This window comes from Acinetobacter sp. Tr-809 (assembly GCF_011753255.1).
In the GTDB taxonomy this organism is placed as follows: Bacteria; Pseudomonadota; Gammaproteobacteria; order Pseudomonadales; family Moraxellaceae; genus Acinetobacter.
This window is the reverse complement of the sequence record NZ_VWVZ01000001.1, coordinates 76,465-96,118: the sequence shown is the minus strand read 5'-3', so window position 1 is coordinate 96,118 and position 19,654 is coordinate 76,465. Positions and strand designations below refer to the sequence as shown.

General features: G+C 40.5%; 18 protein-coding genes. 6 read left to right on the top strand and 12 right to left on the bottom strand.

Annotated elements, in window-relative coordinates:
* Nucleotides 1-43 precede the first annotated feature (43 nt).
* Nucleotides 44-979 carry an alpha/beta hydrolase gene (locus F3J02_RS00445; protein WP_167246692.1) on the top strand — a complete coding sequence of 312 codons (936 nt, stop codon included), beginning with the start codon at nucleotides 44-46 and terminating at the stop codon, nucleotides 977-979.
* 116 nt (nucleotides 980-1,095) lie between these two features.
* The gene (locus F3J02_RS00440) at nucleotides 1,096-1,719 is read left to right on the top strand and encodes a hypothetical protein (protein ID WP_167246690.1); all 624 of its coding nucleotides are present in this window, start codon (nucleotides 1,096-1,098) and stop codon (nucleotides 1,717-1,719) included.
* A gap of 53 nt (nucleotides 1,720-1,772) precedes the next feature.
* Here the strand turns inward: F3J02_RS00440 and F3J02_RS00435 are convergent, their stop codons facing one another.
* On the bottom strand, nucleotides 1,773-2,918 hold the full coding sequence (locus tag F3J02_RS00435; RefSeq protein WP_167246688.1) for an acyl-CoA dehydrogenase family protein: 1,146 nt from the start codon (nucleotides 2,916-2,918) through the stop codon (nucleotides 1,773-1,775).
* Nucleotides 2,919-3,163: 245 nt separating this feature from the next.
* Between F3J02_RS00435 and F3J02_RS00430 the strand changes: the two genes are divergently transcribed.
* The gene (locus tag F3J02_RS00430) at nucleotides 3,164-4,162 is read left to right on the top strand and encodes a glycosyl transferase family protein (RefSeq protein ID WP_167247827.1); all 999 of its coding nucleotides are present in this window, start codon (nucleotides 3,164-3,166) and stop codon (nucleotides 4,160-4,162) included.
* Between the two features lie 91 nt (nucleotides 4,163-4,253).
* On the opposite strand, the gene F3J02_RS00425 is transcribed toward F3J02_RS00430, so the two are convergent.
* The 5 genes from F3J02_RS00425 to F3J02_RS00405 all read right to left on the bottom strand — a co-directional run bounded on the left by F3J02_RS00425 (nucleotide 4,254) and on the right by F3J02_RS00405 (nucleotide 9,919).
* Nucleotides 4,254-4,736 (bottom strand): hypothetical protein, encoded by a 483-nt coding sequence (locus F3J02_RS00425; protein ID WP_167246681.1) that lies wholly within the window; start codon nucleotides 4,734-4,736, stop codon nucleotides 4,254-4,256.
* Nucleotides 4,733-5,758: a hypothetical protein gene (locus tag F3J02_RS00420; protein WP_167246679.1), complete on the bottom strand. Its 1,026-nt coding sequence runs from the start codon at nucleotides 5,756-5,758 to the stop codon at nucleotides 4,733-4,735. Before F3J02_RS00420 ends, F3J02_RS00425 begins: the two co-directional genes overlap by 4 nt.
* On the bottom strand, nucleotides 5,755-8,526 hold the full coding sequence (locus tag F3J02_RS00415) for a type VI secretion system Vgr family protein (RefSeq protein WP_228284305.1): 2,772 nt from the start codon (nucleotides 8,524-8,526) through the stop codon (nucleotides 5,755-5,757). Before F3J02_RS00415 ends, F3J02_RS00420 begins: the two co-directional genes overlap by 4 nt.
* Before the next feature lie 215 nt (nucleotides 8,527-8,741).
* Nucleotides 8,742-9,014 carry a YeaC family protein gene (locus F3J02_RS00410; protein ID WP_167246678.1) on the bottom strand — a complete coding sequence of 91 codons (273 nt, stop codon included), beginning with the start codon at nucleotides 9,012-9,014 and terminating at the stop codon, nucleotides 8,742-8,744.
* Complete coding sequence (locus F3J02_RS00405; protein WP_032858932.1) at nucleotides 9,011-9,919, bottom strand: NAD(+) kinase; 909 nt, start codon at nucleotides 9,917-9,919, stop codon at nucleotides 9,011-9,013. The genes F3J02_RS00410 and F3J02_RS00405 overlap by 4 nt, the downstream gene beginning before the upstream one ends.
* 234 nt (nucleotides 9,920-10,153) lie before the next feature.
* Between F3J02_RS00405 and mrcB the strand changes: the two genes are divergently transcribed.
* Nucleotides 10,154-12,565: a penicillin-binding protein 1B gene (gene mrcB / locus F3J02_RS00400; RefSeq protein ID WP_167246676.1), complete on the top strand. Its 2,412-nt coding sequence runs from the start codon at nucleotides 10,154-10,156 to the stop codon at nucleotides 12,563-12,565.
* A 19-nt stretch (nucleotides 12,566-12,584) separates the two neighbouring features.
* Nucleotides 12,585-13,142 (top strand): tetratricopeptide repeat protein, encoded by a 558-nt coding sequence (locus F3J02_RS00395; RefSeq protein WP_167246674.1) that lies wholly within the window; start codon nucleotides 12,585-12,587, stop codon nucleotides 13,140-13,142.
* A gap of 2 nt (nucleotides 13,143-13,144) precedes the next feature.
* Here the strand turns inward: F3J02_RS00395 and F3J02_RS00390 are convergent, their stop codons facing one another.
* Nucleotides 13,145-14,056 carry an NUDIX domain-containing protein gene (locus tag F3J02_RS00390; protein ID WP_167246672.1) on the bottom strand — a complete coding sequence of 304 codons (912 nt, stop codon included), beginning with the start codon at nucleotides 14,054-14,056 and terminating at the stop codon, nucleotides 13,145-13,147.
* Nucleotides 14,057-14,233: 177 nt separating this feature from the next.
* On the opposite strand from F3J02_RS00390, the gene hemP reads away from it, so the two are divergent.
* On the top strand, nucleotides 14,234-14,404 hold the full coding sequence (gene hemP / locus F3J02_RS00385) for a hemin uptake protein HemP (RefSeq protein ID WP_004653932.1): 171 nt from the start codon (nucleotides 14,234-14,236) through the stop codon (nucleotides 14,402-14,404).
* Between the two features lie 95 nt (nucleotides 14,405-14,499).
* Here hemP and F3J02_RS00380 read toward each other — a convergent pair whose 3' ends face one another.
* The 5 genes from F3J02_RS00380 to tsaA form a co-directional block, all read right to left on the bottom strand.
* Entirely contained in the window at nucleotides 14,500-15,834 is a 1,335-nt protein-coding gene (locus F3J02_RS00380; protein WP_167246670.1) for a sensor histidine kinase, read from the bottom strand.
* Nucleotides 15,835-15,838: 4 nt separating this feature from the next.
* Nucleotides 15,839-16,498 carry a response regulator transcription factor gene (locus F3J02_RS00375; protein WP_167246668.1) on the bottom strand — a complete coding sequence of 220 codons (660 nt, stop codon included), beginning with the start codon at nucleotides 16,496-16,498 and terminating at the stop codon, nucleotides 15,839-15,841.
* 100 nt (nucleotides 16,499-16,598) lie between these two features.
* Nucleotides 16,599-16,964 (bottom strand): NirD/YgiW/YdeI family stress tolerance protein, encoded by a 366-nt coding sequence (locus tag F3J02_RS00370; RefSeq protein ID WP_167246666.1) that lies wholly within the window; start codon nucleotides 16,962-16,964, stop codon nucleotides 16,599-16,601.
* An 88-nt stretch (nucleotides 16,965-17,052) separates the two neighbouring features.
* The gene (locus tag F3J02_RS00365; protein WP_167246664.1) at nucleotides 17,053-18,831 is read right to left on the bottom strand and encodes a GspE/PulE family protein; all 1,779 of its coding nucleotides are present in this window, start codon (nucleotides 18,829-18,831) and stop codon (nucleotides 17,053-17,055) included.
* Nucleotides 18,832-18,879: 48 nt separating this feature from the next.
* A complete protein-coding gene (gene tsaA, locus F3J02_RS00360; RefSeq protein ID WP_171526004.1) occupies nucleotides 18,880-19,593 on the bottom strand; it encodes a tRNA (N6-threonylcarbamoyladenosine(37)-N6)-methyltransferase TrmO in 714 nt (237 codons plus the stop codon).
* Nucleotides 19,594-19,654: the final 61 nt, after the last annotated feature.

Sequence of the window (19,654 nt, the reverse complement as noted above, 5' to 3'; positions counted from 1 at the left end):
CATTATATATTGCTAGCAAAATTTCAATGCTTGCGAATAAATTATGTTTAAACCACTTGGTATTTTGACTTTTTCTCTGCTCATGGTAACACCATTGGCTTTTGCTCAACCGACGACCTCGAGTTCAAATAAGGCACCTCTTAAATCACAAACCAATATTCAACAAAGCTTTGTATTGGCATCTAAATATACCCAACATGATTATCTGATTCAGATCTCTGTTCCTGCTGGTGACGTTCCAAAGCAAGGTTTTCCAGTGCTGTATGTATTGGATGGAAACGCTGCATTTGATAGTGCTGCCAATATTGCTAAGTCGGTGGGTGGTGGTGCCAATCGTTTGGGCTTGAGTCCAGTCGCTATTGTTGCAATCGGCTACCCACAGCAAAACAGTTTTGATGTAGAAAAGCGTGCTTTAGACTACACCCCAAAAGCATCGGCTGAATTTCAAAAACAAGCCAAGTACACTTATGGTGGCGCAGACCAATTCATTCAATTTATTGAGAAAGAACTAAAGCCTGCGATTCAAACCAAAATTAAAGTTAATCCACAGCAACAGAGTTTATTTGGACATTCCTTTGGTGGACTATTTGTTTTACACACTTTCTTTAGCCAACCGCAAATGTTTCAACGTTATATTGCGGCCAGCCCTTCACTCTGGTTTGATAATTATGCGTTGCTCAATCGGCAGGCAGATTGGTTAAAGAATCAAAATAAAACTCAAGATATCATGCTGATGACCACAGTGGGTACACATGAACATGGTCGAAGTCCAACACCAGACACTGAATCCTTGCAGAAGCAGAATAACTTCTATCAAAACTTTAATCAGCAACGTTCAAAGCATTTCTTGTTCTGGAATTACCGACATCCTGCCGAGCAGCATCTGACCAATATGTATGCCAGCTTACCAAAAGCGATTATGTTGGCGGGTTGTCAACCTCAAAGCTGTTCAAATCTATTTGATGAACCAACACCATAAAATCCTGAATAAACACAGCTGAATTTAGGCGGACGATTTGCTCCGCTTAAATTTAGACCTTCAACACAATAGATTGGTTATACTGCGAGAAGATGTGATAACAACAGTAAAATACAATGAATAAGATTTTCAGCTTAGGTTTACTGAGTCTAATCAGTATCGGTTTAACGGCTTGTGGTGGCTGTCCTATGATTGCAGGTTGCAATGGCACAGATCGCTCGCCTTATTTTATCACCCCTGTAAGTAATCAAGCTCGAGGAATTCCTGTCCCCCCTCAAAGCAAACTCACTTATCAATCACAGCACTTTAGACAAACCCATCAGCAAACGCATGCCTTAAAAGAACAGAACTTAACCGGTATAGCCTTGCCTGAAAACACTGCAATCCTTTGGGGAGGTATGCCTGTTGAGCGGTTTATTCAATTTTCTAATCCCCAAATGACAGGCTTTTCAGTCTATCCAGCACGCGGGTTTAAATCAGAACAATCGAGTACTTTCTTAAATTTATGGAAAAGTTGTGAAAGTGATTTAGATATCAACTTAAAAAACACTAGTGACTGGTCATTTAATCCATCTAACATGCAAATACGAGGCTGCGGTCGCTTTCAACAACGCAGTGAATATACGGAAGATATTTTTCGGCAAGATGAAGCCGATGAGTTTCTGAGGAAAATAAATCAAGCCTTACAACAGTTACCGAAACAACAAAATTATCCAATTCTTCGTCAATCGAGCAAATAGTGAAAACAAAACAGCCTGCTCAAAAGCAGGCTGTTTAACTAGATAAATGCGAATTAAGCTTTACCGATAATGCCACGTGCCACGATTTCTTTCATGATCTCGTTAGTACCACCATAAATACGCTGAATACGTGCATCGACAAAGAAACGTGAAATTGGATATTCAGTCATATAACCATAACCACCGAATAATTGCAGCAAGTTATCAGCCACTTTCATTTGCATATCGCTACTGAAGCTCTTCAATGCCGCAGCCGTCTCTACATCCAATTTGCCTTCATTATATAAAGCCACGTTTTGATTATAAAAAGCAGCCGTTGCCAACTCGTCAATCTTCGCTTGTGCCAATACAAAACGTGTATTTTGGAATTGCGAAATTGCCTGACCAAAGGCTTGGCGTTCTTTTACATATTGCGTGGTAATATCAATCGCACCACGAATTGCACCCAATGCAGTCGCAGCAATCGCAGTACGTTCACGCGGAAGCTCTTGCATCAAGTAAGCAAAGCCTTGTCCTGCTTGACCCAATAGTTGATCTTTCGGCACTTTGACATTATCAAAGAACAATTCTGAAGTATCTTGTGAATGCAAACCAATTTTGTCGAGGTTAGTACCCTTTTTAAAACCTTCCAAATGTGTATCCACCAACATCAAAGAAACACCTTTAGCACGTGCTTGTGGATCAGTTTTTACGGCAAGAACCACGAGATCAGCATGCTGACCATTTGAAATAAAGGTTTTCGAACCATTTAACACATAATGATCATCTTGCAAAATTGCGCTGGTACGCATTGCCTGTAAGTCAGAACCTGCACCTGGTTCAGTCATACCAATGGCACCGACCACTTCGCCTGACACCATTTTTGGCAACCAGTACTGTTTTTGCTCTTCTGTCGCAATGTGTTGGATATATGGCGCAGCAATTTCAGAATGACATGAAATCGCGGTTGATAATGCACAGTAGCCTGCACGTGCAGACTCTTCAACCAACATCAATGAATAATGCGTTGGTACACCATAACCACCGTATTCTTCTGGTACATCGACACACAAGAATCCATTTTCGCCCAATGCTGTCCATACTGAACGAGGCATGATGCCTTCACGTTCCCATTGCTCATAATGAGGTGCAATCTGCTCGCTCATAAAGCGTTTAAAGTTATCGCGGAAGAGTTCCAAATCTGAATCGTAAGCTAACATCATTATTTCCTTTCGCTTTCATTGTTTTTAAAAATTTGTTCGCAGCCATGCTAATAACTTTTAGATGGGATGTCATGTCCCGTTTACATCAAATCACTAGACTGATTCGGTCAATAATTTTGTTTGCATCGCCTATCTTCTGAGCACAATTGCTTATTGGTTAAACAGTTTGCTGGTTTTTTTATGCTACACAGCTCAGTTTTATGTCATATTCATTATTCTTTGCGACAACCTTCAATACGACCATGAACACAAAACGTAATATCTATAAAACCGCAGAACATCCTTTTGCTCAATATGTTCGTATTTTAGGTAAAGGCAAAACAGGTTCTCGTTCGCTTAGTTATGAAGAAGCCTATCAAGCATTTAGCATGATTTTAAAAGCTGAAGTCTTGGATGTGCAGCTTGGTGCATTCTTAATGCTCTTACGCGTCAAGGAAGAATCTGTCAATGAACTGGCTGGTTTTGTCCAAGCCACGCGTGATCAACTCAACTTTAAGCCACTTGATGTGGATCTAGACTGGTCATCTTATGCAGGCAAGCGTAAACACTATCCGTGGTTCTTATTGGCAGCACTGACTTTAGCGCATCATGGTTACAAGATTGTGATGCATGGTGCATCGGGGCATACCATTAACCGTGTCTATACTGAACAAGTTTTACAATACTTGGGCTTTTCAATTTGTCAAAATGAACAGGATGTGCGCGAGCAACTTGAACAGCATAACTTTGCCTATCTACCACTTGAAGCAATCTCACCTATTTTAAGTGAGTTGATCTCACTACGAAATGTGATGGGTCTACGCTCTCCAATTCACACCTTGGCACGCCTGATTAATCCGTTTAATGCCAAAGCGACCTTACAAGCGATTTTCCACCCTGCGTATCGCACTTCACATCAACAGACTGCGTTCCGCTTGGGTTATCAAAACAGTGCTGTGATTAAGGGTGAAGGTGGCGAATTTGAACGTAATCCTGATGCCAAAACGTTAATTTGTGGCATTAAAAATGGTGAGTTGTACGAACATGAATTGCCAAAACTAACACCTGACCGTAGCCCAATTGAAGAAGAGCTTGATTTAGCTGTTTTTAAAGCGGTTTGGTTGGGTGAGCAGACGCATGAATATGGTGAAATGGCGGTGATCGAAACGATGGGAATCGCGTTGTATACCATGGGCGTAGTCAATAGCTATGATGAAGCAATGAACAAAGCGAAAGAGCTGTGGAATAGCCGCATGAACTAAGCAGAGAAATGGCGATTTCAAATATACGAAATCGCCATTTAAAATCAAAAAATACATCCGAAATAAAATTACATTTAAATCAATTAAAAATCTAATCAATTATTTTTGCATTTTTAAATACTTCTTTTTTTATTAGAAATGGTTCAGTTATGACTTTCCCTGACCGTAAAAATCCAAAAAAAACAATTTTACAGCTATAACTATCCAACATTTGATCTATTAGTTTTTTTGAATATTTACATGGGTGCCGTGTATCACCTAAACAATAATTAATCATAACTTCTGATTTGTAAGTATTATTTAATTTAACCTCATCATGTAGCCACAATGATGCAAAGATATTCACGCCTTCTTTTGGCATTTCATCACATTCAACTCGTGAAGCAGTAAAATGACCATTATCATAAATTTTTTTAAGGGAGACATTGCTATATATGTTCGTTACTATCCCTGCATCTTCTGGTTGAAGCTTTATAGCATTTGCATCCAATGAAACTTTAGCTCTTGGTTCTTCAGAAGAGTTACAAGCAACACTACTTAACAATAAGAAGGGCAAAATAAAAAATTTTTTCATTTAACTTTTTCCAATTCCTTAATTAGTACACTCTCACAACTATCATTTTCATTAATTTTCTCCCTCATTATAGCCGTAAAATCAGCATGACTATATTTGGTAGAATGAAATATAGTTGCATGCTTCTTAGGATAGCTTTCCCACTGCCCCCCAAGATCGGCTACTAAATCATCTAAAACATACTCTTTAGGATCGCAAGACACGCTTAACCATTTGGTTGGATGTGGTTTAGGCATAAAAAAGTAGATTTGGGCTCTTACACGTCTATCCGCCGAACTTTTAGACAAAATTACTCCTACGGGATCAATAGTAATAAGCAAATTAACTGTACAAATCTTTTTTTTCTCTAGCTCTGAAGTTAAACCAGCAGCATTCCAACCACCTAAACTATGTCCAACGATATTTACCATACCTTTAGGATTATCTTGTATAAATTTCTCAATATCTTTGAAAGCATTATCAGGTCTTTCTTTACTACTAGAAGTATACGCCTCCTCGTAGCCATAATATTTTATAGTATATTTTTTTAGCTTTTTCTGGTTAGCAACCCTGAGTAGATATCTGGAATAATCTCCTACAATTTCTGTTGGCCCAAGATATTCAACTTTAGCATCTCCTTTTAGAAAAGGGTATTTATCAGCAGCTCCACCAATAAATGCAATAAAACTTGCCGTTGGCTCCCACTCTATTGCTAGATTCTTTTTATTATCAATATTTGGCTTTTGTTCTGCTAGGGTGCTTGGTAATGTCCATTGTGAGAGCTCATAATTACCATCTTTTAAAACAGCTACTTTTCTATAAATAGGTTTCATATTGCTTATAAAACTAATCTCACAGGAAATAAGCTCGTTCTCATAGCAATCATATATTTTCGTTAAACCATATTTACCATTATCTTTTTCTTCAAATTGTTGAGGTACTTTATCCAACCATTTCCGGGTTGTGCTAAACATTCTATAACGCAAAAGTTTCCACAGTGCTGGATGTGCAACATTTAACTTAAACCTAGCTGTAAAACTCATAGATCCTCCTCAACTTGAAAATCAACATCTGAAAATGAAGGATCGTCTATAATGATGAGATACTCTTTCGCCTTCTGATTAGGAGTTGTCTTAATAATCCCATCTGTATTAAGACGCCCCATTTGAGCTTGATCATTTTCAACATCTAGCATCATATATTGAGTATTTTTAGGTAAGTTATGACCAGATTTATTCGTGATCTTAAATTGAAGATAATTCATTCCCAGTTGTGGAAATATAGGTAAATCTGTATTTACTTTCACTCCACCCATAAACAAATGCTGTCCAGCCTTCACTTCAAACTTGCCACTGGTCACAGGGAAAATCCCCGACCCATTGAGCTTAATTTGAGAACCACCCGCAGTAATCACAATCTCTTTCGGACTGGTAATCTCAATACGATCTTCAGTTGAAATAATCTGGATGCCTTGCTTGGCCAGTAAATCCATACCATCGCCTTGTGCATGGATTTCAAACTTACCCTTTGCTGCGACCTGTTTAATTCCATTCTGGGCGGCAAACAGACTGATTCGGTTTTGAGCATGTGTAATCAGGTTTTTCTGTGTACTTAGATTGATACTGTCGCTCGCAAACTGATTGATCTGTCCATCCGCAGATAAATGAATATCTTCATTAGTACTTAGGCCAATACCTTCAGGAGAATTGAGTAATAGGACAGCCTTGTTAAATTTGGCAATATTAGACTCCAGCGATTCAAAAAATGCTTTTAGTTGTTCAATTGACTCAATCTCATCAGTCTGCTGGTTCTTAGCCACTTCGCTCAGTGCCTTGGCATTGCTTTGATTACCCTCAAGCTGTTGCTTGGCAACTTGAGCATCTAGGTGTTCACCTTGCGCTTGATCCTGCTTATGCGTAGAAACGAGTAAGCCTTCACCTGCACGTACCGCACCCCACTGATCAGTACGTAGTTCAAACCCTTCACCTCGATCTTCACTTTCGGCTTTGTCTTTAGGATGACTGAGTTTACCGAGGTTGAGTTGGCTGGCGGCATGACTGCTTTGTAGTTGTGCGCTGATCTGACCTGTAGTGTCATCAAAGCGTAATTGGTTAAAACCTTCACCCTGATATTCTTTGGACTTGATCCCTGCCAGCTTCTTGGTGTCAGGCAGCTTGCCAGCATTATCAAATTTGGTTGGGCTACGATGGCCTTCGTGGATTCTTCCCACTACAAATGGACGATCAATATTGCCATCAAAGAAGTCTATGACTACGATTTCATCAATACGTGGCAAGAAGCGTGCACCATAGCCTTCACCAGCCCAAGGTGTCAGTACATCGACCCAAGCAGAATCAGTGTCATTGTCATTAGCACCTGCACCGCCATCATGGCTATGGTCGTCATTTCGAGTAAACAGGAAGCGTACTTTAATTCGTCCCCATTCATCCACATGGATTTCTTCTCCACTTGTTCCAACCACTTTGGCGCGTTGTGGTGAAGCAGCTGGACGGTGTTGTAACGGATTAAATTCAGGAACGGTTTTGATATTGCGGCGTTGCAACGTCAGTTGATTGGCTTGGCGTTCGTCACTCTCTTTTATTTGCCAGTTGCTTTGTGCTAAGAGTTGATTGATCTGTTGATGTAGATCTTTAGGCAAATTGTTTTGGTTATAGAAGTTTTTGCCAGTAATCAGAAACTCTTTATCCGAGCCATCGTGTTGATCAATTTCAGGGTGTTCTGCCAGTTCAAACCAGTAACCGACATGGGTGTCTCGGACTGTAGTATTGGCAACGAACTGCTTGGATTGCAGATCATAGTATTGACCAAGATTCTGATTCAGTTTTTCGATCTGTGCATTGCCTGATTGGGTAGCACCGTCTTCACCATTTAAATCTTGCATCCATGCAGGTGAAAAGTGCCATGCCTGTTCTAATCCTAGACTGGCATTGTCATACTGATCGCTGTGCGTATGTATGCTTTGCACAATGCCTGCACCATCTTCTTGTTCTAGTGCATCTGCTTGCCAGCGTTGTACATGCACGCTGCTGGGTTGTAGTGAACGTTGTCCGACCAAACTGGTCATGCTGTCGTATTGTTCTGTGGCACTGCTACGGTGGTAGCGAATATGGCGACGGTCTAAGGCTTGATACTGGCTATTGTCATCAATCAAACGTAGTTTTTGCGGCTGAATCGCAGCGCTACTCAGTGCAACGATTCGCTCAGCTTCGTCAATAAGCCAATTCATCCCTTCACTTCTCATCAAGCGGGTGAGAAAGTCATAATCGCTTTCATTGGCTTGCATAATGAATGGGCGAACATCATAGTCTTGACTGAGTCCACTTAAATCTAAACTTAAGCTTGATGCAAAGAGTGGGCTTTTGCTCTGCCACTCTTTGAAGATGATTTCTACCACATCTCGTACACTTTTATTCATGAAGACGCGGCTGTTACGGCGTTGTTTCCACAGTGCGGTGGGATCTTCTAAAGTCAGCTTATAGACAGTCAGGCTACCGTCTGATTGTCCTTGTAAGGCTTGAGTGATAATGCCTGTGACACGGGTCAATTGACCTTGATCGGTCACGCTATCTATCGCAGCTTGGCTACCAATAAATTGTTTCAGCGGGATGGTGGCATTGGTGGATAAGCAGATCAATTCTGCCTTAAATCCATCATTCAGTTGATGCTGACCATCAATACGTTGCAGAAAAACCTGCGAATTTAAATTTTGATTAGAAAATTGAATATGAATCGCACGTTTTTGTGCGCTAAGGCCGAGACTTTCTAAGGCTTGAAAGATGTTGTTCAACATTTTTATAGATTTTTTTGCTTAAATTTATGGCATTTTAGCGATAGCAATACGCCTCTGTCTATACAGTACTGTCTGTTTATGACGTTTTCTGTCACTTTTCTATTACAAACTAACTTAACCTCTTTTGATTATGGCCATTTCAAACAATGACCTTGGAACATGCAAGTAATAAAAATGCCCTAAAAATCAAGGGCATTGTAAATATCTCACAACTTTTACACAAACCGAATCGGCTTAAATTCAGGCTCATGTTTGTGATGATCATCATCACATTCCTCACCTTCATCTTTAGTACCACGATCGATATAACCGCTACGCTGTTCTTTTGGTAAATGTTCCATTTCCCATGCATACACCGCTTGCATACAGATTTCACGCTGTTCTTTGGTTAATGCAATTCCATTTGGCCATTTGCCAATTTCAACAGCAGTACGAAGACGCTCAACAATTTCAGGATTTAAAACAGCGAGCATTTGTTCAATATTCATGAGTCATCCTGTTGAAAAGATTCAAAATCTTGATTCCACCCTAATTTGGTGCGACATGCCATATAGAAGTCATAACCTGGTGGATGTAATAAGCTTAGTTTAAACGGATGTTTGCGAATATGCACGGTATCACCGACATTTAATGCAACACTATGTTGTCCATCGGCACTGACCATCGGTAAGACACGGTTTTCACGAATGGTGATTTTAACTTCACTGTGGCCACCCACCACGATCGGTCGTGATGACAAAGTATGTGGATGCATTGGTACCAATGCTATGGCATCCATACTCGGATGTAAGATTGGTCCACCACCTGACAATGAATATGCAGTTGAACCCGTTGGGGTTGAAACAATTAAACCATCACTGTGCTGACGATAGACATATTGCCCATCAATATTCAGCTCGAAATCGATCATATGAACCGATTTCCCAGAGTGTAAAACCACATCATTCAATGCAATTGCATCATAAATCGTTTCACCATTGGTACGCACTTCCATTTCCAATAAGAAACGGCGATCAAGCTGAAATTGACCTTGTAGCACTTGATCCAGTTTAAATATCGCTTCCGCAGGTTTTATGTCTGTTAAAAAACCTAATCGACCACGGTTAATCCCAATCACAGGCGTATTATGTCGAACCAATGCACGTGCAGCATGTAATAATGAACCATCACCACCCACAACCACAACTAAATCAACCACTTCCCCAAGTAAATTTCGGCTGACTGTTTGCCCATAACTATAAGGCACCAGTTTGGCTGTTTCCTGATCAAAAACGGGATTTAAACCTAAAGTGATCAGATGATCATGAATTAAACATAACGTTTCTACTACAGAATACTTGTCTGGTCGTCCAATTAGACCAATATTTCGAAAGGATTTATGTGAAATTTGCACGAATAATTTAGCTCCGTCGCGATTACTGACTATCATATCATTAACAACCAATGTTGCGTTGATGATTGATTAAAAAGTATAAAAATGTCTATCCGTTGTTTTTTTATACATTTAATGTCAACGCATTCTTAAAGTTTTTATTGCATGTTGCTATTTATTCACAGTTTTATGATTGCAAAATGACAATAAGCTATCGCATCATTACCGACATTGTTTTGGTTTTAACGCAAATCTATGAAGTTTGAACGTGGTATTGGTTTTCTAGCACTCATTTTTTCAATGTTAGTGATAGGTGTCTTTGTTGCTTTTAGTATCTATCTGATCCGCTTAGATAATATTATTCGTGACAAATTTGAAGGTCAGCGTTGGGACATTCCTGCCAAGGTATTTGCTCGCCCGTTGGAAATCTATGCAAATGCACCGATTACCCAAGAGAATTTTACCCAAGAGCTAAAATTACTGGGCTATAAAAACACGGCGAATTACGATAAATCTGGCAGTTATGTAGTACAAGGCAACCAGATGTATGTGCATACCCGTGGTTTTGACTATGGCGATAGTAATGAACCTGAGCAAGTGCTGGAGCTTGCTTTTGCAGATGGTCAGGTGAGTGAAATCCGTTCTACTAAACCTTCCAATACAGGCGTTGCACGTTTAGAACCTTTATTGATTGGCGGTATTTACCCTCAACATAATGAAGACCGCGTTCTCATCAAATTAAATAAAGTACCAAAAACCCTGATTGAAGCCTTAATTTCAACAGAAGATCGTAATTTCTATCATCATCATGGTATTTCAATCCGGGGTACAGCACGTGCTTTGGTCAGTAATGCCACAGGTGGCCGCCGTCAAGGTGGTTCAACGTTAACGCAGCAATTAGTCAAGAACTTCTATCTTTCACCAGAGAAGACGCTGAAACGTAAAGTTAATGAAGCTTTGATGGCCGTATTAATTGAACTACATTACAGCAAAGATGAGATTCTTGAAGCGTATTTAAATGAAGTGAACTTAGGCCAAAATGGAAGCTATTCGATTAATGGCTATGGTCTAGCATCACAGTTTTATTTTGGCTTACCTTTACGTGAACTGAATATTTCACAACAAGCCTTTTTAGTTGGTCTGGTTCAAGGTCCTTCATTATATAACCCTTGGCGTAATCCAGAATCTGCAAAAAAACGTCGTGATGTTGTATTAAATAACATGATGGTGATGGGCTATTTAACTGAAGCTGAATACCAAGACGAAATTGCCCGCCCTTTAAATGTGGTAAGTAAACCAACCTTAGGTCCTGCAAAATTCCCAGATTTCCTTGATATTGTCCGTCGTCAACTGCGTACTGAATACCAAGAAAGCGATATCACCAATCAAGGTTTAAGAATCTTTACCACACTTGATCCAATTGCACAGACTCAAGTCCAAAATGCTTTTAAGAGTACTGTAGATCGTTTAGCCAAAGCCAACCCTGCCCGTTTGAAAAACTTGCAAGGTGCTGTACTCGTTGCTCATCCTGAAAATGGTGAATTGGTTGCAGCTGTGGGTTCAACTCAAGATTTTACAGGCTTTAACCGAGCTTTAGATGCAAAACGTCAAGTGGGTTCATTACTCAAACCAATTATTTATTTAAATGCAATTGAGTCTGGTCGCTATACATGGGCAAGTCCAATTGAAGACAGTGCGGTCAATATTCCAATTGATGGCGATAAGAGCTGGACACCGAAGAACTACAGTGGTGGTGAACATGGTGTTGTGCCGATGCAACAAGCATTAGCGAATTCATACAACCTTTCAACTGTACGCTTGGCAAATGAATTTGGTTTATCTGCGTTTAGCAACAAACTCAAACAGTTTGGGGTAAGCTCTGATATTCCTGCCTACCCGTCGATCTATCTTGGTGCTGTGAATATGTCACCAATGGAAGTATTAAGTATTTACGGTAACTTTGCGACAGGTGGTTTTAAATATCCACCACGCTCAATTCGCACCGTAGTCGATGCCAAAGGACATTTGCTTGAGCGCTATGGCTTGAATGTTCAACAAACCATCGACCCAGCAGCTGCATACATTATTAACTATGGTTTACAACAAGTGATGCGTTCTGGTACAGGTCGCTCTGCCTATAATAGTCTCCCAGAATCACTGAATTTAGCAGGTAAGTCAGGAACAACGAACGATACTAGAGATTCGTGGTTTGCTGGTTATTCTGGTAACCATGTTGCGGTTGTCTGGTTAGGTTTGGATGATAACAAAGTGACTGGCTTAACAGGTTCTTCGGGTGCCTTGCCTGTTTGGACTAATGTGATGCGTCAATTACGTCAAGAGCCTGTCAATTTACGCCAAACGGATAATGTTCAATGGCAATGGATTGATAGTGCCAGTGGTGATTTATCGGCTCAAGGCTGTGATGGTGCGATGTATATTCCATTACTGCGTCAAACAGTACCACGCCGTGCAACCCTGTGTGGCCAATCTCACTACGAAGTTGAACCTACGTATATTCCAAACAATGAAGCACCCGCTGATGATCACAATGATGGTATCAGCAACTATATTCGTGAAAGTGAAACACAAATGGATACTGATTTATCCAATCACACTCCAACACGCGTTATTTCTAGCGGCAGCTATAACGGTAACAGTGAAAATTAAATTTAAAGGATGATTGGACATGATGAATAAAACTACGGTGATCATTGGGGTGTTGCTGCTAGCAGGTTGTACAGCCGCACCAGAGAAAACCTCCAAGCCAACGAATCAACCACCAACCAATAGTTCACAAAAGAAGAAGGTAACCCAACCTTCTTCAGGTGTAAAAATTACACCTTATGAACAAAAAGAGATTAAACGCCAAAGTGTACCTGTAGTCGTACCACAACAAAAAGTTCAACAAAAGTTTAATGATGGCAGTCAACTGCCTGCATTCAAAACTTTAATGCAAAAAACGCAACTTGCTTATAAACAGCAGCAACTTGCAGAAGCTGAACGATATGCCCTTCAAGCACAACGTATTGCACCACAAGCAACGGAAACTTATTTGTATTTGGCCATGATTGCCGATCAGCGCAAAGAATATGCCAATGCCGAAGCACTGGCACGTCGTGGCTTAAGTTATGCGCAAAGCAACGCTATGAAGAAACAGCTCTGGTTGATTATCCTGAAAGCCAGTGAAGCCCGTGGCCATACCATTAAGGCTCAAGAAGCACGTAAAGCGATTCAAACGCTCTGATCTTAGTTCGTTAAACTAAATTGACGAATCCCTGCAAGCCCATAAGCATGATGCTTTTGGGCTTGTTCTAAATCTGCGGGAGCAACACCACCTAAAGCAAATACAGGAATATCACTGTTCTGTGCCAGTGCTGCAAAACCATTCCAACCTAATCCCTGTGCTTCGGGATGCGTTACGGTCGTGTTAACAGGGCTTAAAAATACCGCATCACAGCCAATTTGATGTGCATGCTGCAACGATACTGCATCATGACAAGCCGCAATAAAGCGCTTCCCTACAATCAATCCCGCCTTATTTAAATGCATCAATTGTGATTGTTTCAGGTGGATGGTTTGAATTCTTGCTTGTAGATCACTACTCAACTGCTGCCAAAGCGCATAATTGACAATCAGCCTTGAATATTCTGCATCGCTTAAGCGCTGCAATTGTGACTCAATCTGAAGCTGATCCTCTAAAGATGTACGCCAATAGAACAAGGTATTCTGTTCCGATAGCTGACTTAGTTGATCATTGATTTGAATCAGATGTGGCCAACTTAGGCGCTGTAAAATTGTAGCATTGGCTTTCGGGAAATTTAGGTTCGCTAACTGATCACGGTGATACCAAGCCCATGGCTGATGAATAAGCCCAAGTAATTCATCAGGTACATAAGCATGGAATAAATGCAGATTCACGATGAGATCATCATATTCATGACGAATCAGATCAAATGCATGCCAATCTTTTAGACCAATGCCAACTTCTTCATAAATTTCACGGCGACAGGCCTGCTCAGGACTTTCCCCAGATTCAACTTTTCCGCCAGGAAATTCATGTTTGTTACCTTGATGTTGGTTTGCTTGTCGCCAACCCACTAAAACTTTAGTTTTGTGTAATAAAATTGCGATCGCAACATCAACTGTAGCCTTTGTCATAACCGTTTAAAATCTCTCAGCTTTTCAGAACTATTCTAAGGAATTTGACTCGACATTCCCATGTCGAAAAACAAAATTAATAGATGATTTTGTAAATTCTTAAAATTTCCGTTGACAGGTCTATTCGATAATGATTATCATTTAAAACATTAAAAAACACACCACGGAGCATAACAAATGAACGCACCATTCAGCCTATTTACTCGTAGTACAGATGCAGCTCAATCATTGCCAATGTTGCATTCAAACAACCTTTTTGCCTTAGGTCGCGAAATCCGCATCATGCATGCTGGTGAGGAATATCGTTTACGTTTAACTCGTAATAATCGCCTGATTTTAACGAAGTAATATAATAATAATCGGACAATAACAATAAACGTGGGAATAGCAGTATGTCAGCGCATACTGCTTTTTTAATACGTTAGTCCAATTTTTAAATAGACTTAAATCTTAAGTGATATGGTGACTCTAAGACCACCGTATTGAGACTGTTCAAACTCGATTTTCCCCTGATGTAATTCAATAATTTTTCTGCAAATCGATAACCCCAAGCCAGAACCATGTGTTTTAGTTCCTAAAGCACGATAAAAACGTTCGCCAAGCCGTTCTAACATTTCGGTACTCATACCATTCCCATCATTTTCGATATTCAGCTCTAGCCCATCAGAACGCTGATTTAATGCAATATAAACCATTCCATTTTCAGGTGTATATCGAATCGCATTGTCTAAAATATTGCGTACACAGGTAAAGATCAGCTGTTGATTCGCAAGAATCTCGTCCTGCACATCTGCAATAACCTGCCAATGCAGTTGGATGTGTTTTTCATTAGCAAATAATTTAAGTGCCTGAATTGCCTCATCAACATTCTCCTGCATCGAAAAATGAGTCTTCGGTAAATTTTCCGCATGCTCTGGGTCTAAACGTGCCAACAACAATAGATTCTCTAAAATTTGAATACCTCGACTTACATCCTGCTGCATTTGGGTAAAGTCAGCTGCACGTTCTGGATATTTACGCTGCAATAACTGCAAACGCATTTGAATCGCAGACAAAGGTGAGCGTAACTCATGCGATGCATCCGCAGTAAAGCGTTGCTCAGCCTGTAGTGACTGGTCCAAGCGCTGTAATAAGCGATTGAGTTGACCCAACATCGGTTGCAGTTCTTTTAACTCCACCTCACCTGCTTGAACGGGAGTAAGATCATCCGCATTCTTGGCTGAAATTTGCTTTGATAATTGATGAATCACGCTAAATTGTCGCTTGATCAAGAAATGCAACATGATCCACTGCATTAACCAGACCAAAATTAAGACCAGTGCATATCCCATAAAGCTATGCAACAAATCTTGAAACCGCTCTTCTAAAGGTTGCAGTATCAACACTTGCATATGCGAATTTTCATCTTCACCCGCATAACTTCGCCATAACTGACCTTTCTGCCAAATCAAACCGTAGTCACCATGTGCTGCCTCAATCAAGCTGTAATACTGCTGATCGAGATGAAAGTTTTCTGACTGGGTGAGTACCTGCTGCTGATTGCTCAAACGATATTGAATATCAAACTGATCACTGAGTTCATCAATTTGCTGCCCAGAAGAGGTGGTTAAATCCGTAATCAGCAGCATATCTGAAATCTCATCCATGATTTCGTCTTGTACTTGCATGGTCTGATAGACAGAAATGACCGCGAATAAAAGTAATGCCACACATCCTGCAATGACGGAGCTGATTAACGAGGTTTTGACCAGTTTGCTTTGTAAAGACACCACTTTCATGCTGTTATTCCTGATGCATGCGATAGCCTAAACCACGAATGGTCTTGATATATTGCCCACCAACTTTCTTACGAATTTGATAAATAAACACTTCAATGGCATTGCTTTCAATTTCGTCCCCCCATGCGTATAAAGATTCTTCCAGTTGTTCCCGTGTCAAAATATGATCTGGCTTTTGCATGAGTTTATGCAAAATCTGAAACTCTTTCGCGGTCAAATTAATGGTCTGTCCTGCTTTGCTCAATGTTTTGGCTTGTGGGTCTAACTGTAAATCGGAAAAATTTAAATACTGCCCTGCTTGAGCTTGATGCTGGCGTAATTGTGAACGAATCCGTGCTGATAGCTCCTCTAAATTAAATGGCTTCACCAAATAATCATTGGCACCCAGATCCAATCCTTCAACCCGATCATGAATATGATCTTTAGCTGTAATAAAAATAACAGGCGTTTTGCTGTCCTGACAGCGAATCGCTTTCAGAATGTCATCACCTGTGGCCTGTGGTAAGCCCCGATCCAGTAAGATACAATCATATTGATGCTGTTCTATCGCCAAGATCGCATAATCACCGCGCTCGACCCAATCGACGCTATAGCCATCCATCTCTAACCAGTTTTTAATACTCTCAGCCTGAGAGGCATCATCTTCAGCCAATAAAATTCGCATAAAATAATCCTCTCTTTTGATCTATAAAATTTTTCTGAGAATAAAGCATAAGCAAAAAACCACATGATTGTCATGTGGTCTTTTGGGATAAACAGATTGCTTAGAATTGAACTTGGTCTACATCAACCTCAACACGCTTGGTTGGTTTATAATCAATATCAATTTCACCAATCAAAGTCACTGGTGTTTTTGCAGATACAGGTTTGCCTTGCCATAAATCATCATCAATATCTACGGTGATTGTGCCTGTTTGATCGCTAAACTGATATTTCTCGTCACCAGTTGCTTTCACCACATAACCTTTTAATTGCACTGGCGTATCATCTTTCATCGTCAATGCTTGCTTAACCGTCGTGGTTTGAGTTGGTGCTAGCGCCTGTTGATTCACGGCATTTGTATTTGCAACTGCAAAAGTTGTCACACCAATCAAACCAGCGATGACTGCAACTTTAGAAAAAATGTTCATCTTGATACCCTCATTATGGCTTCTTCATTTCGATATAGACATTAAAACAAATGAAGATGAGGTGAATCTGAAGATTCAAATTTTCTGTTTAACTCAAAGGTACGACACGTAAAACTTCTTCCAAGGTTGTGACTCCTTCAATCACTTTACGTGCCCCTGCAATACGTAATGGCTCAATCCCTTCTTTCTTGGCTTGCGCTCTCAGATCGTTCAGCGTTCCGTTCGCACTGATCATGGACTTTAATTCCAGACTGACAGGCATAAACTCATAAATACCGACACGGCCTTTATAACCGGTCTGACGACAGGCCTCGCACCCCACGGCTTTATACATCGTGGTCGGCATATCCATCATATAGTCAAAAGTGAGATGCTCCCATTCTTGTTCATTGATGGCTGTTTGCTGTTTGCAATGCGGACAGAGGCGACGTACTAAACGTTGAGCCAATACCCCTAAAATTGTTGCTGCGGTAAGAAACGGTTGGATTCCAAGATCATGTAAACGAGTCAAACTCGACGGCGCATCGTTGGTATGTAAAGTAGAAAGCACCAAATGACCTGTTAATGCAGCTTGTATCGCCATATTTGCAGTATCGTGATCACGAATCTCACCCACCATGATAATGTCAGGGTCTTGACGCATTAAGGCACGAACCCCATCTGCAAAGCCTAATTCAATGTTTGGATTGACCTGCATTTGGTTAAAGCTTGGTTCCAGCATTTCAATCGGATCTTCAATGGTACAGACATTGACCTGTTCTGTTGCCAGTTGTTTTAACGATGAATACAGCGTGGTGGTTTTACCTGAACCCGTTGGGCCTGTCACCAAGATAATGCCATGACTATGTTGCGTCAGTTGCTGCCAACTCTGCAATAAATGCCCTTCAAAACCCAATTGTTGAAAACTACGTACCAACACTTCTGGGTCAAAGATACGCATCACCAACTTTTCACCAAAGGCGGTGGGTAAAGTCGAAAGACGTAACTCCGTCTCCTGACCTTTCGGTGTACGCGTTTTTAAGCGACCATCTTGCGGTTTTCGCTTTTCTGCCACATTCATACGACCAAGAATCTTAATCCGCGAAATCACGGCTGTAAGCGTATTGGCAGGCATGTTATAGATAGTATGTAACACACCATCAATACGGAAACGCACCTTGCCTTTGTCCTTACGTGGCTCCAAGTGAATATCACTAGCACCTTGTTCAAAAGCAAATTGCAGCACCCAATCTACCAGTTTTACAATATGCTGATCATTGGCATCAGGATTTTGGGTATCGCCTAGCTGCAATAAAGCCTCAACACCTTTATTTTCCCGATCATATATGCCTGCATTCTGCGAAGAATTAACGGCACGGCTGACTTGATAATATTCAAGAATGTAACGTTGTAGCTGTTCTGGATTTAATAGAACCTTTTCAATTTTCTTCGGTGCTAAGCTACGCTCCAGATTATTGAGCCATTCCGTGGTAAAAGGTTGATCTGTCCCGATTAAAATTCGGTCAGGTTGTACCTCTACCGCTAAAATATGGTTTCTTAGCGCAAACTCTTGCGACATCACACTCGTTAAAGCAGCAACATCCGCCTTCAAAGGATCAATAACAAATAATGGAATATCTGCTTTTTCAGCTAACCACGGACATAAGCGATTCAACGTCAATGTTGAATCTGCATTAAGCCGATCTTTCAAATTAAAATTGGCAATCCACTGCAAAGGATGCCATTTCAACTGCTCTTTTTGACGATGTGTGGTTTGAATTAATAACTTATCCCTTTCAGTAATACGACCATCTTTTAAGAGCTGTTCTAAGCACCACGTCACATCAATCGTAAAAGAAAAGTTTGCAAATTTTGCTTGCGCTTGCATCACCGTCAGTTCCCCAAATTTATGACTCAATTATATTTTTTAAAGTTTTTAACTTTGCTCTACAGCAATCACTGTGACATTCCTGTCATCCACTGTAAAACGAATATTCAATTCTGAAAAACACATTCCATAAACCCGCTCAGCATCATCTTGATACGCAGGCCGTGGATCTAAAGATAACACTTGTTCCAGTTCATCGAATATCTTTTTATCCAAAATCCCCTGCTTTAATAACTGTTGCTGTTGTGACTGTGCAGTTTCCGTCCACACAACTGTTTTCCGGATTGGCTGTTGTTGCGCATAGCCACTCTGTGAATCTGCAATTGCATCCGAATATTGGATATACGGTTTAATGTCTAAAATCGGTGTGCCATGCAGTAAATCACTGCCCATCACATACAGGCGAACCGCTTTCCCCTGCTTTTCAACACGTAAAAAACGCACCACAGACAAGCCAATCGGTGATGGACGATACATGCTCCGTGTGGCAAAAACACCGATTTTTTGATTACCACCTAATCGCGGTGGCCGCACTTGTGGACGAAATTTAGACATTTGATTCAAAGAGTTATCTTGATTTTTATTTTCATGGAACTGCCAAAGCAGCCATAAATGACTAAAATCTTCGATACCTTCAAAAGCCAGAAGATCGTTATAAGGCTCCGCCATCTCTATATACGACTCGACTTGTACGAGGTTTGGCTGTCGTGGAATACCAAACTTCTCACGATAAGGAGAATGCATATGGCCAATGATCGGCATGACTACTGAGTTGCTCATCACTTTTTCTTATAAACACAATTAAATATATTCAGTTTATCGA